This window comes from Streptomyces vulcanius (genome assembly GCF_042653945.1).
Taxonomy (GTDB): Bacteria; Actinomycetota; Actinomycetes; order Streptomycetales; family Streptomycetaceae; genus Streptomyces; species Streptomyces mangrovi.
The window spans coordinates 17,124-31,514 of sequence record NZ_JBHSFK010000055.1 but is presented as its reverse complement, the minus strand read 5'-3'; the positions used below and the strand labels follow the sequence as shown (position 1 = coordinate 31,514).

Sequence of the window (14,391 nt, the reverse complement as noted above, 5' to 3'; positions counted from 1 at the left end):
GGCATGACCCTTCTCGCGCATGACCGGTACTGCGACGAAATCGCCGACCAGGTGGGCAGGTTGAGGACGCTCGTGACCTCCGGGACGGACCTGTCGGCCACCGTGCCGACCTGCCCGGACTGGACGCTGGAGCAGCTGGTGCGGCATCAAGGGGGAGCCCTGCGCTGGGTGGAGGCCCTGGTCAGGACCCGGGGCCAGCAGATGCTCCCGGACGGGGACGTGCCCGGCCACGCCGGTCCGGACGGCGAGGGGGACCCGGCCGCGCTGGATGCCTGGCTCGCGGAGACCGGCCGTATGCTCGTCGGCACGCTGCGGGAGGCGGGGCCCGACACCAAGGTGTGGTCGTGGGCGGAGCGGTCCGACTCCGGCTTCTGGGCCCGTCGGATGACCCACGAGATCACCGTCCACCGCGCGGACGCCGAACTCGCCGCGGGAGTGCCGTACGACGTGGCGGCGGACGTGGCCGCCGACGCGGTGGACGAGTGGCTGGAGATCGTGGAGCTGGCCCAGCGCCGGCGGATGACCGAGCGGGCGGACCGGCTGCGGGGGCCGTACCGCAGCATTCATCTGCACGCCACGGACGCGCCCGACGGGATCGAGGCCGAGTGGCTCGTCGAGATCGGCGAGGAGGGGGTCGGCTGGCGGCGGGGGCACGAGAAGGCGACGGTCGCGCTGCGCGGGCCGCTCACCTCCGTCATGCTCGCCTTCTACCGCCGGCTGCCGGTGGACGCCCCGGGCCTGGAGGTCCTGGGTGAGCGCGCGGTGCTGGAGGAATGGCTGGACACGACGGTCTTCGGCTGACGCGTGAGTGGCCCACCCCCGGGTGGGGGCGGGCCACTCACCGCGGGTCAGCGGTTGCTGGAGCCGCGGCGGCGCATGCCGAAGAACACCGCGCCGCCGCCGATGACGACGAGCAGGGCGGCGAGGCCGGCGATCAGACCGGTGCTGGAGCCGGCGCCGGTCTCGGCGAGGTTGGACTCCTGGACAGCGGGCGACGGGGCGTTGTCGCTCGAGGCCGGCGCGGGCGTGGAGTCGCTGCCGCTGTCGTCGGAGGTGCTGGTCGGGGCCGGCGAGGTGGACTCGTCGGACGGGGTGGAGGCGTCGTCGGTCGGGGTCTGCGAGTCCGACGCAGGGGCGGACGGGGTGACCGTCTCGACGTCGGTCGTGCAGGCCGCGGACGGGGTGGTCAGGTTGGGCTCGATGTCGGCGTCGACGAGGGTCTTCTTGCCCTTGGTGGCCGTGATGTGGATCCGGTAGACGGCGTTCGGCTCCCAGTCCTCGGAGAAGGTGACGACGGCACCGTCCTTGGTGCCCTCGACCGTCTCCTCACCGACCTTGCGCAGGTCGGCGCCGTTGTTCTCGAGGAAGACGCTTATGACCGCGGGGACGCCGGTCACGTCGGTGTCTTTGACGGTGATGACGCCCTTGGCGCCGTCGCAGGCAGCAGCGGCGGAGAAGTCACCTATCTCGCAGGCCAGCGCGGTGCCGGAGGCACTGAACGCGAGGGCGGCGGAGGCGGCGATGACACCGAGGACGCGCACCGGACGGGCGGCGGTACGGCGGGAAAGGGACACGTTTGTCCTTACGGGGTGCGCAACTGCGGGGGGTTGAGGGGAAGATGGCGCCCCCGGTGACGCGGAGGGTGACACCATCCCCAGCAGGCTCACAGGTCTATAAGCGTTCCATAAGCAGTGTCAATGCGAGGACGCATCCTGGACCTTGACTTTACCTCCTCGTTAACCACCGAGACGTTTCAATGCCTCCGGCGCCTCCTCGATCCGGTCAACGAGGGCGATACGGGACTCCATCGACCGCTCTCGGGCGAGTGACCGCAAGAGCGGCCAGGCGGGCAGCCGTTCGGTCCAGTGCTCCCGGTCCACGAGCACCATCGGCGTCGGCTCACCGCGCGACCGGTAGTAGTTCGGCGTCGCGTTGTCGAAGATCTCCTGTACGGTCCCGGCGGCGCCCGGCAGGAACACCACACCGGCGTTGCAGCGGGCCAGCAGGCCGTCCTCGCGGGTGGCGTTGGAGAAGTACTTGGCGAGGTGCGCGGCGAACGGGTTCGGCGGCTCGTGGCCGTAGAACCAGGTGGGGATGCCCACGGACGGGCTGCCGCCGGGCCACCGGCCGCGCACCTCGAAGGCGGCCCGCGCCCAGTCGGTGATCGACGGGGTGAAACCGGGCGCCTTCGCGAGGATGTCCAGGGCCTTGGTCAGCATCTCGTCGTCGAACGGGGCGGCGTACGCGCCGAGGTTGGCCGCCTCCATCGCGCCGGGTCCGCCGCCGGTCGCCACCATGAGCCCCGCGCGGGCGAGTTCACGGCCGAGCCGGGCGGCGCCGGCGTACGCCTCCGTGCCGCGCGCCATCGCGTGGCCGCCCATGACGCCCACCACCCGGGCACCGGCGAGGAGTTCGTCCAGGGCGTCGGAGACGGCGTCGTCGTGGATCGCGCGGAGCATCGAGCCGAATATGTCGCCGTCGGACTTGGTCTGCTGGAACCACGCGTAGGTCCGGGCGTCGGGGGTCGCCGGGTAGCCCTCGTCCTCGTCGAGGGAGGCGAACAACTCGTCCGGGGTGTAGACGTAGCCGCGGTACGGGTCGAAGGACAGGCCCGGTACGGGCGGCAGGACCAGCGCGCCGGAGGCCCGGGACTTGGCGGCGGCCTCCGGGGTCATCGGGCAGCCGAGGAAGACGGCTCCCGAGGTGTCCAGGGCGCGGAGGGCGTCCGTACGGTCCGTCAGGTCGACGGACTGGACGCGGAAGTGGGAGAGCGTGCCGTGGTCGCGGACCACCTCGTCGAACTCGGCGAGGCACTCGATCTCACGGTCGTGGTGACGGCCGTGTTCATGGCCGTGTTCATGGCCGTGGGAACCGTCGAACGGCTGGGCGGGTGTCGTCGGATGCACCCGCCCATGCTAGGCACCCGTGGGTCGGGGGTGTGTCAGCTCTCGACGGCCGACGGATCCATCCAGATGACCTCCCAGGTGTGGCCGTCGAGGTCGTTGAACGAGCGGCCGTACATGAAGCCCATGTCCTGCGTCTGGCCGGCGGTCGAGCCGCCGAGGGCGAGGGCGCGGTCGACCAGCTCGTCGACCTTCTCGCGGCTCTCCGCGCTCAGGGCGATCAGGACCTCGCTGGTCTTCGTGGCGTCCGCGATCTCCTTCTTGGTGAAGGTCGCGTAGAACGGCTTCGTGAGCAGCATCGCGACGATCGTGTCGCTGATCACGACCGAGGCCGCGTTGTCGTCGCTGAACTGGGGGTTGAGCGTGTAGCCGAGCTCCGTGAAAAACTTCTTCGAGGCGTCGAGGTCGTTCACGGGGAGGTTGACGAAGATCATCTGCTGGTGGGCGGGGGTGGTCATCGGGGTCTCCCATCGGGTGGTGTCGTGCTGTTCGGTGGGGTAGACCGGGGGGCCGCGCGGAAGTCATCGGTGGCCGTGGATCTTTTTTCGTACGGCTGTGTCAGCGGCTGAGGGGGAGCGCGGCGAGCTCGGCCACCACCAGGGTCAGCGGGACGAACAGGGTGAGGAGCGCGCCGGTGCGCAGTGCGGCGGCCGTGCGCAGGGTGCGACCGGGGGCGCCCAGGCGGAGCAGCGCGGCGGTGGTGCCGGCGCGGGCCTGCCTCGCCTCCACGGCGGCGGTGAGGAGCGTGGCCACCGTGCAGCCGGCGACGACCACGGCGCCGAGGGTGGTGAGGGGGCCGGAGGAGGGGTCGTTCGTGTCGTACAGGGCGGCCACCGTGTACGCGCCCGACGCCACCGCGCAGACCACGCCCAGGGGGCGGCCGACGCGGGACGCCTCCTCCATCAGGCCGCGCCCCGCGAGGAGGCGGAGGGCGCCGGGGCGGACTGCTTGCAGCAGACGGCCGCAGAGGTGGGTGAGGCCGGGGCCGGCCAGGGCGAGGCCGAGGGCGGTGAGGATCCAGCCGAGGAGGACGGCGGTGGGGGCGGTGGGAAGGCCGGTGGGGAGGGTGACGGTGCCTCCGGCGGGGGTGGGCGCTGTTCGGCTGGCGTAGCCCTCCACGGCGAGGCCGGTGGCCAGGAGGGCGGCTCCCCAGGGGAGGGCGGTGGGGTTGGGGCGGTGCGGCTGTGTTTCTGGCGCGCTGTCGGCCGGGGCGGTGGGCTCGCTCGTCTGCGCTTGCGGGGTGCCTCCCCCAGAGGGGGGACCCCCAGCGCCCACCCGTGCCGCCCGGGGGTCCCCCGATGCCTTTCGGGCACTGGGGGAGGCACGATTGCCCGCGGGCCGGGGGGCCGTCCTGTCTGCCAGGCGGGCGTCTCTCGGGCGGAGCATCAGGGCGACGCCGGTCGATGCCGTCACCGGGACCAGGGCGAGCAGGGTCAGGGCGGCCGGGAGGGGGAGGGGGTGGTCGGCTGCCAGGAAGTCCTCCGCGGCGCCGTCGAAGGGCATGCCCGTCAGGTCGCCGCGGAGATGGAGGAAGAGGAGGAGGGAGAGGGCGGAGCCGAGGAGGGTCGAGAGGGCTGTCGTCATCGCCGATACGGCCATCAGGCGGGCCGGGCCCAGGCCGATCGCCGCCAGGCCGGGGCGGGGGCGGGTGCCCGGGTCGGTGCGGGCGACGGCGAGGGCGAGGTGGACCGTCGCCGCGAGGGGGACCGCGCACCAGATGAGGCGGAGGACGGAGGCCGTCGAGGACTCCGGGTGGGCCAGGGCGTGGCCGAGGGTGGAGAGCAGGAGGAACCCGGTGGCCGCCGAGGCGGTCGCCACCGCGAGGCGGCGCAGCTGGACGGCCGGGTGGGCGCTGCGGGTCAGACGGAGAGCGAGCATGCGGTCCCCTGGCTTTCCGCTTGGCCTTCCGGTTCGTTTTCCCCTGGGCCTTCCGGCTCGACGACCGGCGGGAGGTGGACGGTGTTGACGCGGCGGCCGTCCAGGAGCTCCACCTTGCGGTCGGCGAGGGCCGCCGTCTCCGCCTCGTGGGTGGCCAGGACGACGGTGATGCCGTGGGAGCGGGCGGCCGTGGTCAGGGTGCGCAGGACATGGGCACGGTCGGCGCGGTGCAGGGGGGCCGTCGGCTCGTCGGCGAAGAGGATGGAGGGGGCGGGGGCCAGCGCACGTGTGATGCAGACCCGCTGGCGTTCCGCCTGGGTGAGCTCGTGCGGGCGGCTGTGGGCCCTGTCGCCGACGTCGAGGCGCTCCAGCCACTCCATCGCGGCGGCCTTGGCCCGGCGGCGGCTGGTGCCCCGCAGCATCAGGGGGAGGGCCGCGTTCTCCCAGACGTTCAGCTCAGGGACCAGCACCGGGACCGGGTCGATCCAGCCGAAGCGGTTCCGGCGCAGCCGCTCGCGGGCCGCCGGACCCATGGTGTGGACGGGCATGCTGTTGAACCAGACCTCGCCGTGCTGGGCGGGCACCAGTCCGGACAGACAGTGCAGCAGGGTCGTCTTGCCGCTGCCGCGCGGGCCGCTGACGGCGAGGATCTCGCTCTCCCGTACGCCCAGCGAGACACCGCCGAGCGCGGGGGAGCCGTCGCGGTGCGTGAAGTGCAGGGAGCGTGCCCAGAGCACGTTGTTGTCCGGCGGGGCCTCCATTGGCGTACACCTCGGTTCAGATCCGTGAGTTCCTTGCCGGTCCCCCGTCCGGGGGAACGAAGGGGGAACGAAGGCAGGGCCGATCGGTCACGAGCACGCTAAGGAGGTCGCGGCGGGCATCCGCACAGCACACGGCCCCGGGCCGCCGTTTCTCACTCGAACGGCGGCCCGGGGCCGGTGTTGATCACAGATTCAGCTGATCACAGCTTCGTCCACGCCTCCGTCAGCGTCGCACGCAGGATCTCCTCGATCTCGTCGAAGGTGCCCTGGTCGGAGATCAGCGGCGGGGCGAGCTGGACGACCGGGTCGCCGCGGTCGTCGGCACGGCAGTACAGGCCGTTGTCGAAGAGGGCCTTGGACAGGAAGCCGTACAGGACGCGCTCGGTCTCCTCGGCGTCGAAGGACTCCTTCGTCGCCTTGTCCTTGACGAGTTCGATGCCGTAGAAGAAGCCGTTGCCGCGGACGTCGCCGACGATCGGCAGGTCGTGCAGCTTCTCCAGCGTCGCGCGGAACGCGCCCTCGTTGTCGAGGACGTGCTGGTTGAGGCCCTCGCGCTCGAACAGGTCGAGGTTGGCGAGGCCGACCGCCGCGGAGACCGGGTGGCCGCCGAAGGTGTAGCCGTGCAGGAAGGTGTTGTCACCCTTGTAGAACGGCTCGGCGAGCCGGTCGGAGATGACGCAGGCGCCGATGGGGGAGTAGCCCGAGGTCATGCCCTTGGCGCAGGTGATCATGTCCGGGACGTAGTCGAACTTGTCGCAGGCGAACATCGTGCCGAGGCGGCCGAAGGCGCAGATGACCTCGTCGGAGACGAGCAGGACGTCGTACTGGTCGCAGATCTCGCGGACGCGCCGGAAGTAGCCGGGCGGCGGCGGGAAGCAGCCGCCGGCGTTCTGCACCGGCTCCAGGAAGACCGCGGCGACCGTGTCCGGGCCCTCGAAGAGGATCTGCTGCTCGATCTGGTCGGCGGCCCAGCGGCCGAAGGCCTCGGGGTCGTCGCCGAAGATCGGCGCGCGGTAGATGTTGGTGTTCGGGACCTTGTGGGCGCCGGGGACCAGCGGCTCGAAGGGAGCCTTGAGGGCCGGCAGGCCGGTGATCGACAGGGCGCCCTGCGGGGTGCCGTGGTAGGCGACCGCGCGGGAGATGACCTTGTACTTGGTGGGCTTGCCGGTCAGCTTGAAGTACTGCTTGGCGAGCTTCCAGGCGGTCTCGACGGCCTCGCCGCCGCCGGTGGTGAAGAAGACCTTGTTGAGGTCGCCCGGCGCGTGGTGGGCGAGACGTTCCGCCAGCTCGACGGCCTTGGGGTGGGCGTAGGACCACACCGGGAAGAACGCCAGCTCCTGGGCCTGCTTGAAGGCGGTCTCGGCGAGTTCCGTGCGGCCGTGGCCGGCCTGGACCACGAACAGACCCGCGAGACCGTCGAGGTAGCGCTTGCCCTTGTCGTCGTAGATGTAGGTGCCCTCGCCCCGGACGATGGTCGGAACCGGGGCGTTCTCGTACGACGACATGCGGGTGAAGTGCATCCACAGGTGGTCGTAGGCGGTCCTGCTGAGGTCCTTCTGGCTCACGGTTATCGGGTTCCCCACATGTAGGTCTGCTTCTTGAGCTTCAGATAAACGAAACTCTCGGTGGAGCGCACGCCGGGCAGCGCCCGTATGCGTTTGTTGATGACGTCCAGCAGGTGGTCGTCGTCCTCGCAGACGATCTCGGCGAGGATGTCGAACGAGCCCGCGGTCATCACCACGTACTCGACCTCCGCCATGTCGCTCAGCGCGTCGGCCACCGGGTCCAGGTCGCCGTCGACGTTGATCCCGACCATCGCCTGCCTGCGGAAACCCACGGTGAGCGGGTCCGTGACGGCGACGATCTGCATCACGCCCTGGTCGAGCAGCTTCTGGACGCGCTGGCGCACGGCCGCCTCGGAGAGGCCGACGGCCTTGCCGATCGCGGCGTAGGGCCGGCGGCCGTCCTCCTGGAGCTGCTCGATGATGCCGAGGCTGACGGCATCCAGGTGAGGGGTGCCGGTGTTCCTGGACTCGCGGGCGTCCCTGTGCTCTGCGCTTCGACTGGCCACGCGCTCACTGTGCACGACGTCTCGACAGTTCCGCAAGGCTGATGCGATGAAATTCGTTGTTTACGTGAGTGAGACCTGCGGATTTCGCAGCCATGATGCGATCAGGGGTGTTGAAAACGTCGGAGCAAGGATTAGTGTGGGTGTCTCAGCCAGTGGACATTCGGCAACCTTGGAGGGCCGGTCAAGTGAGCACCGAACTGCGTCGTCTGCGCAATTACATCGACGGTGAGTTCCGGGACGCCGCCGACGGACGGACCACCGAGGTGGTCAACCCCGTCACCGGCGAGGCGTACGCGACCGCGCCGCTGTCCGGCCCCGCGGACGTGGACGCCGCGATGGCGGCAGCCGCCGCGGCCTTCCCGGGCTGGCGCGACACCACCCCCGCCGCGCGCCAGAAGGCCCTGCTGAAGATCGCGGACGCGTTCGAGGACCGCGCCGAGGAACTCATCGCGGCCGAGGTGGAGAACACGGGCAAGCCGATCGGGCTGACCCGCTCCGAGGAGATCCCGCCGATGGTCGACCAGATCCGCTTCTTCGCGGGTGCGGCCCGGATGCTGGAGGGGCGCAGCGCCGGCGAGTACATGGACGGGATGACGTCCATCGTGCGCCGCGAGCCGGTGGGCGTCTGCGCGCAGGTCGCGCCGTGGAACTACCCGATGATGATGGCCGTATGGAAGTTCGCCCCGGCGCTCGCGGCCGGCAACACGGTGGTGCTGAAGCCGTCGGACACGACCCCCGCCTCCACCGTCCTGATCGCCGACATCCTCGGCTCGATCCTCCCCAAGGGCGTCTTCAACGTCGTCACCGGCGACCGTGACACCGGCCGGCTGATGGTCGAGCACCCGACTCCGGCGATGGCCTCCATCACCGGTTCGGTGCGGGCGGGCATGTCCGTCGCCGAGTCGGCGTCCAGGGATCTGAAGCGGGTCCATCTGGAGCTGGGCGGCAAGGCGCCCGTCGTCGTGTTCGAGGACACCGACATCCCCAAGGCCGTCGAGGACATCTCCGTCGCGGGCTACTTCAACGCCGGCCAGGACTGTACGGCGGCCACCCGGGTCCTCGTCCAGGAGGCGATCCACGACGAGTTCGTGGCGGCGCTGGCGAAGGCTGCGGCGGAGACGAAGACGGGCCGGCCCGACGACGAGGACGTCCTGTACGGGCCGTTGAACAACCCCAACCAGCTGAAGCAGGTCTCCGGCTTCATCGAGCGCCTCCCCGCCCACGCCAAGGTCGAGGCGGGCGGCCAACGGGTCGGCGAGCAGGGCTACTTCTACGCGGCGACCGTCGTCTCCGGCCTCAAGCAGGACGACGAGATCATCCAGAACGAGGTCTTCGGACCGGTCATCACCGTCCAGTCCTTCACGGACGAGGACCAGGCGGTGGAGTGGGCCAACGGCGTCGACTACGCCCTCGCGTCCTCGGTGTGGACCAAGGACCACGGACGGGCGATGCGGATGTCGAAGAAGCTCGACTTCGGGTGCGTGTGGATCAACACCCACATCCCCCTCGTCGCGGAGATGCCGCACGGCGGCTTCAAGAAGTCCGGCTACGGCAAGGACCTCTCGGCCTACGGCTTCGACGACTACACGCGCATCAAGCATGTGATGACATCCCTGGAGGCGTAGTTGGCGGGTTCCAGCCGTGAGGGGCGTGCCGCGCGCACGCCCCTCGCCTCACGCCGTTCCCTGCTGCGCGCCCTCGGCGGCACCGCCGCGCTCGGCGGCCTCGGCGCTCTCGCCGGATGCGGGGTGCGCCCCGCGTACGTGGCGGCCGGGGAGCGCGCCGGCGTCGATCACTCCGCCGAGGACAAGCGGCTGACCTGGGCGAACTGGCCGCTCTACATCGACACGGACGACGACGACGCGAAGAAGCGGCCCACGCTGGAGGCCTTCGGGAAGCGCACCGGTATCTCCGTCGACTACGTCGAGGAGATCAACGACAACGACGAGTTCTTCGGCAAGATCAGCCCCGCGCTGATGAACCACCAGCAGACCGGGCGCGATCTGATCGTCATCAGCGACTGGATGTGCGCCCGGTTCGTACGCCTCGGCTGGGTCCAGGAGATGGACCGGGCCCGCCAGCCGAACGTCACCCGTCACCTGGACCCCCTCCTTCGCTCACCGGCCTTCGACCCCGGCCGCGGGTACACCGTGCCCTGGCAGTCCGGCATCACCGGCATCGCCTACAACCGCCGCGGGCTGGGCCGTGAGATACGCGGTGTCGCCGACCTCTGGGCCGGGGACCTGAAGGGCAGGGTCACCCTCCTCTCCGGCCTCGACGAGGCGTTCGCGCTGCTGATGCAGGGCAACGGCGTCGACGTCACCCGGTGGACCGCCGACGACTTCCACACCGTGTGCGACCAGGTGGAGAAGGAGGTCAGGTCGGGCCAGATCCGCCGCTTCACCGGCAACGACTACACCAAGGACCTGGTCAGCGGGGACGTCCTGGCCTGTCAGGCGTACTCCGGTGACGTCATCCAGCTCCAGGCGGACAACCCCGACATCCGCTTCGTCGTGCCCGAGGAGGGCGCCGAGCTGTGGTCGGACTCCCTGATGGTCCCCGACCTCGCCCGGCACAAGGCCAACGCCGAGCGCCTGATCGACTACTACTACGACCCCGAGGTCGCCGCCGAACTCGCGTCCTGGGTGAACTACGTCTGCCCGGTCCCGGCCGCACAGGCGGTCCTCGCCGACTCCGACGACGAGGACACGGCGGCCCTCGCCGACAACCCGCTGATCTTCCCCGACACCGCGATGCGCAGCCGCCTCGCCATCGCCCGCGACATCACGTCCCGGGAGCGGGTGGAGTTCACGAAGCGGTGGAACGTGATCGTGGGGTTGTGAACCCTGACGGCGCCGAAAGGGCGATACCGCCCGATGGTACTGCGGTACCAGTGACCAGCGGTGATTGTGACCTGCGGGTCCACGGGTCGTCGCGTGGCCGCTCCTAGCCTCGAACCAGTGACCCGGCCGGATGCCGGGCCGGGCAGAAGCGGGGAGCAGCACCGTGATCGAAGTTCGTGAGCTGACCAAGCGGTACGGGGACAGGACGGCGGTGGACGCCCTGAGCTTCACCGCCCCGCCGGGCCAGGTCACCGGGTTCCTGGGGCCCAACGGGGCGGGCAAGTCCACCACCATGCGGATGATCGTGGGTCTGGACGCGCCGACCAGCGGTACGGCTCTGGTCAACGGCAAGCCTTATGCCCAACACCGCGCGCCCTTGCAGGAGTTGGGAGTGCTGCTGGAGGCGAAGGCGGTGCATCCGGGCCGCAGCGCGTTCAACCACCTGATGGCGCTGGCGTACACGCACGGCGTGCCACGGCGGCGGGTGGAGGAAGTCATCGGTCTTGCCGGGCTGCACGCCGTGGCGCACAAGCGGGTCGGGGCGTTCTCGCTGGGGATGGGGCAGCGGCTGGGTATCGCCGCAGCGCTCCTGGGCGATCCCGCGGTGGTGATGCTGGACGAGCCGGTCAACGGGCTGGACCCGGAAGGCGTGCGGTGGGTACGGGAGTTGCTGCGCGGGCTGGCCGCCGAAGGCCGGACGGTGATGCTGTCCTCGCACCTGATGAGCGAGATGGCGCAGACCGCCGACCGTCTGGTGGTCGTCGGACGGGGGCGGCTGCTGGCCGAGACGACCGTGGACGCGCTGGTCGAGGAGAGCGAGGACAGGGGGGTGCGGGTGGCCACCGGCGAGCCCGCGCGGCTGCGTTCGCTGCTGGCGGCGCCGGGAGTCACCGTGACCTCGGCGGGTGCCGAGCGACTGGTCGTCTCCGGGCTGGACACGCGGCGGATCGGGCAGGTGGCCGCCGAGCATCGGGTGCCGCTGTACGAACTTGTCACCGAGTCGGTGTCCCTGGAGGAGGCGTTCATGAATCTGACCCAGGATGCGGTGGAGTACCACAGCAGCGACGCCGGGAGGGCCGCCTGATGACCGCGAGCACCATCACGGCTACCACGCCGGAGCGTCCGGCGTACCGCGTGACCGGTCGGCGGGTGGTCCGTTCGGAGTGGGCCAAGTTCTGGTCGCTGCGCTCCAGTTGGATCACGCTGGGGGTGGCCGTGCTGTTCCTGGTGGTGATCGGGGTGATCGCCGCCGCCCTCTACAGCCCGAGCGGCCCGCTGGGCGGGAAGGACGCGGCATCCGGTGCGGCACTGACCCTGGCACTGGCCGGCACCAACCTCGCGGCACTGGCTGTCGGTGCGCTCGGTGTTCTGCTGTCGGCCGGTGAATACAGCACGGGGATGGTCCGCTCGACGTTCGCCGCCGTGCCCGGCCGGCTGCCCGTGCTGTGGGCGAAGTGCGCGGTGTACGGCCCGATCGCGTTCGTCACGTCCACCGTGGGGGCCCTGGTCTCGTTCCTGCTCGGGAGCGCCGCGCTGCACGGCGAGAAGATCGCGCTGTCCCTCGGGGACGCCGGGGTCTTCCGTTGCCTGGTGGGTGCGGGCCTGTACCTGCGCCTGGTCGGTGTGTACGGCGTGACGGTCGGCCTGCTGGTGCGCAACAACGCCGGAGGCATCGCGATCCTGGCCGGTGTGGTGCTCGTGCTGCCCGGTCTGACCGGGCTGCTGCCCAGTTCCCTGGGCGACACCGCCGGCCGCTACCTGCCCAGCAACGCCGGCCAGTCGGTGATGACCCTGCACGAGTCCGGCGACTCCCTGGTCGGCCCCGGGGCGGGCGTGGCGGCACTGGTGGTGTGGGCCGTACTGCTGCTGGCCGGTGCGGCCCACCGGCTGCGCCGCAGTGACGTCTGAGGACCCCGCCGCGAGGAGGGAGGCGATGGACCGCACGATGACAGCGCGATCGGCCCGGGCCGGGACGGCTTCACCCTGGCCCGGGCCGGACGCCGTCCGGGCGCACCCCGTGATGCGACTGCTGCTGCGGGTGCTGAGCCGTCTGCGGGCGGCCGACCGGCGGCGTCCGTGGCTGCTCGACAGCACCGTGGTCGTCCTGGCCGCGGCAGCGGCGCCGCCGGATCTGCTGGTGCACACCCCGGGGCATCCGGTGTCGCGCCCGGTGGGAGCCGGCCTGCCCGTCGGCGTGGTGCTGGCTGTCGCGGCGGTGCTGGTCGTGCCGCTGTGGTGGCGACGTCGCGCTCCCGGCACGGCCTTCTGCGTCAGTCTCCTCGTGTGTCCTGTGCTGTGGTCGCTGGGGCTGGGGCCCGCGGCCGCCGCCGTTCTGCTCATGGCCCTGTTCAACCTCGCCCTGCATGGTTCGATCCGGGCGATATGCTGGGCGCTGCCGGGGACCGTGGCCGGGTGGGTGCTGATCGTGGTCCTCGTGGTCCCCGCGGACAGTCCGGTGGCCTTCCTGGTCCTGTCCACCGGCACCGGTGTCGGTGCCGTCACTCTGGGCCTGACCTTCCGGATCGGCCGGCTGTATCTGTCCGCGCTGCGGGACCGTGCGGCGCGGCTGGAGATCGAGCGCGACCAGCGCGGCCGGTTGACCGCGGCGGCCGAGCGCTCCCGGATCGCCCGCGAGATGCACGACATCGTCGGCCATAACCTGTCGGTCATGGTGAATCTGGCCGATGGCGCCGCCGTGCTCGTCGCGCGCGACCCCGCACGGACCGAGCAGGCACTCCATCTGATCGGTGACACCGGCCGGCAGGCGATGGACGAGCTGCGTCGCGTGCTGGGGGTGCTGCGCGAGTCCCGTGAGCAGGAGGACACCCCCCGGTCCCCGCAGCCGGACGTCCGCGACCTGGAATCCCTCCTCGACAGGGTGCGTGCGGCAGGCCTGTCGGTGACCTACCGCACCGCAGGACCGGTCGACGAGTTGAGCCGCGGCGTGGGGCTCACGGTGTTCCGCGTGGTGCAGGAGGCCCTGACCAACACCCTCAAACACGTCGGCCCCGGCGCAACGGCCGAGGTCACGGTCGCGGTCGAGGGCCGCCGGCTGCGCGTGTGTGTCACCGACACCGGTTCGCCGTCGCGGGAACGGCCCACCGCTGCCCGCGGGGACACCGGGCACGGTCTGATCGGCATCCGCCAACGGGCCGCGCTCTACGACGGCGCCGTCACCATCGGACCGCGTGACGACAACCAGGGCTGGATCGTGGAAGTCCTGATGGATCCGTCCGCCTCGGCCACGTTCGGAGAGTCCACGTCATGACCACCGTGTTGATCGCCGATGACCAGCCCCTGCCCCGCATGGGCTTCCGGATGCTGCTGGACGGCACACCCGGCATGACGGTCGTCGGTGAGGCCGACAACGGGACGCAGGCCGTCCGTATGGCAGCCGATCTACGTCCTGATGTGGTCCTGATGGATGTCCGGATGCCCGGTGTCGACGGCATCGAGGCGACCCGCCGGATCGTGGCGGCCGGCGCCCGCACCCGCGTGCTCATCCTGACCACCTTCGATCTCGACGAGTACGCCTACGCCGGCCTGCGCGCCGGGGCCAGCGGGTTCCTGCTCAAGGACGTCCGGGCGGCAGAACTCCTCGCCGGGATCCAGGCGGTCGCGACCGGTGACGCCGTCGTGTCCCCCCGGTTGACCCGGCGCCTGCTCGACGCCCACGCCCACCACTTCCTGGCGCCCGGCGCCCGGCGTCACACGGACGCGCGGCTGACCGCGCTCAGCGAACGCGAACACGAGGTGCTCGTGGCCATCGGCACGGGGTGGACCAACGCGGAGATCGCCGACCGTCTGGTGCTGACCGAGTCCACCGTGAAGAAGCACGTCGGCCGGGTCATGGCCAAGATCGGCGCCCGCGACCGCATCCAGGCAGTCATCATCGCCTACGACGCGGGACTGGTCACCCCAAGGCCCTGAGGGCC

At 71.0% G+C, this 14,391-nt stretch carries 14 protein-coding genes; 7 read left to right on the top strand and 7 right to left on the bottom strand.

The window, feature by feature from the left end:
* The first annotated feature begins 3 nt into the window (after window positions 1-3).
* Window positions 4-801, top strand: coding sequence for a maleylpyruvate isomerase N-terminal domain-containing protein (locus tag ACFPIH_RS49635; protein ID WP_381185869.1), 798 nt, complete (start codon window positions 4-6; stop codon window positions 799-801).
* A 47-nt stretch (window positions 802-848) separates the two neighbouring features.
* Here the strand turns inward: ACFPIH_RS49635 and ACFPIH_RS49630 are convergent, their stop codons facing one another.
* The 7 genes from ACFPIH_RS49630 to ACFPIH_RS49600 form a co-directional block, all read right to left on the bottom strand.
* A complete protein-coding gene (locus tag ACFPIH_RS49630) occupies window positions 849-1,574 on the bottom strand; it encodes an LAETG motif-containing sortase-dependent surface protein (RefSeq protein ID WP_381185872.1) in 726 nt (241 codons plus the stop codon).
* A gap of 162 nt (window positions 1,575-1,736) precedes the next feature.
* The gene (locus tag ACFPIH_RS49625) at window positions 1,737-2,381 is read right to left on the bottom strand and encodes an LOG family protein (protein ID WP_385879080.1); all 645 of its coding nucleotides are present in this window, start codon (window positions 2,379-2,381) and stop codon (window positions 1,737-1,739) included.
* A gap of 560 nt (window positions 2,382-2,941) precedes the next feature.
* Window positions 2,942-3,361, bottom strand: coding sequence for a VOC family protein (locus tag ACFPIH_RS49620; protein ID WP_381185874.1), 420 nt, complete (start codon window positions 3,359-3,361; stop codon window positions 2,942-2,944).
* A 100-nt stretch (window positions 3,362-3,461) separates the two neighbouring features.
* Entirely contained in the window at window positions 3,462-4,781 is a 1,320-nt protein-coding gene (locus ACFPIH_RS49615; RefSeq protein ID WP_381185877.1) for a hypothetical protein, read from the bottom strand.
* Complete coding sequence (locus tag ACFPIH_RS49610; protein WP_381185880.1) at window positions 4,763-5,542, bottom strand: ABC transporter ATP-binding protein; 780 nt, start codon at window positions 5,540-5,542, stop codon at window positions 4,763-4,765. The genes ACFPIH_RS49615 and ACFPIH_RS49610 overlap by 19 nt, the downstream gene beginning before the upstream one ends.
* A gap of 200 nt (window positions 5,543-5,742) precedes the next feature.
* Entirely contained in the window at window positions 5,743-7,125 is a 1,383-nt protein-coding gene (locus ACFPIH_RS49605; protein ID WP_381185883.1) for an aspartate aminotransferase family protein, read from the bottom strand.
* Window positions 7,110-7,628: an Lrp/AsnC family transcriptional regulator gene (locus tag ACFPIH_RS49600; RefSeq protein WP_381185886.1), complete on the bottom strand. Its 519-nt coding sequence runs from the start codon at window positions 7,626-7,628 to the stop codon at window positions 7,110-7,112. The genes ACFPIH_RS49605 and ACFPIH_RS49600 overlap by 16 nt, the downstream gene beginning before the upstream one ends.
* Window positions 7,629-7,798: 170 nt before the next feature.
* On the opposite strand from ACFPIH_RS49600, the gene ACFPIH_RS49595 reads away from it, so the two are divergent.
* From ACFPIH_RS49595 to ACFPIH_RS49570, 6 genes are all read left to right on the top strand, one after another.
* Window positions 7,799-9,238 carry a gamma-aminobutyraldehyde dehydrogenase gene (locus tag ACFPIH_RS49595; protein ID WP_381185888.1) on the top strand — a complete coding sequence of 480 codons (1,440 nt, stop codon included), beginning with the start codon at window positions 7,799-7,801 and terminating at the stop codon, window positions 9,236-9,238.
* Complete coding sequence (locus ACFPIH_RS49590) at window positions 9,239-10,456, top strand: polyamine ABC transporter substrate-binding protein (RefSeq protein ID WP_381185891.1); 1,218 nt, start codon at window positions 9,239-9,241, stop codon at window positions 10,454-10,456. It begins immediately after the preceding gene.
* 163 nt (window positions 10,457-10,619) lie between these two features.
* On the top strand, window positions 10,620-11,540 hold the full coding sequence (locus ACFPIH_RS49585; protein ID WP_381185894.1) for an ABC transporter ATP-binding protein: 921 nt from the start codon (window positions 10,620-10,622) through the stop codon (window positions 11,538-11,540).
* On the top strand, window positions 11,540-12,364 hold the full coding sequence (locus tag ACFPIH_RS49580) for an ABC transporter permease (protein WP_381185897.1): 825 nt from the start codon (window positions 11,540-11,542) through the stop codon (window positions 12,362-12,364). Before ACFPIH_RS49585 ends, ACFPIH_RS49580 begins: the two co-directional genes overlap by 1 nt.
* A gap of 25 nt (window positions 12,365-12,389) precedes the next feature.
* Window positions 12,390-13,724, top strand: coding sequence for a sensor histidine kinase (locus tag ACFPIH_RS49575; protein ID WP_381185900.1), 1,335 nt, complete (start codon window positions 12,390-12,392; stop codon window positions 13,722-13,724).
* Window positions 13,721-14,386, top strand: coding sequence for a response regulator (locus ACFPIH_RS49570; RefSeq protein WP_381185902.1), 666 nt, complete (start codon window positions 13,721-13,723; stop codon window positions 14,384-14,386). The genes ACFPIH_RS49575 and ACFPIH_RS49570 overlap by 4 nt, the downstream gene beginning before the upstream one ends.
* Window positions 14,387-14,391 lie beyond the last annotated feature (5 nt).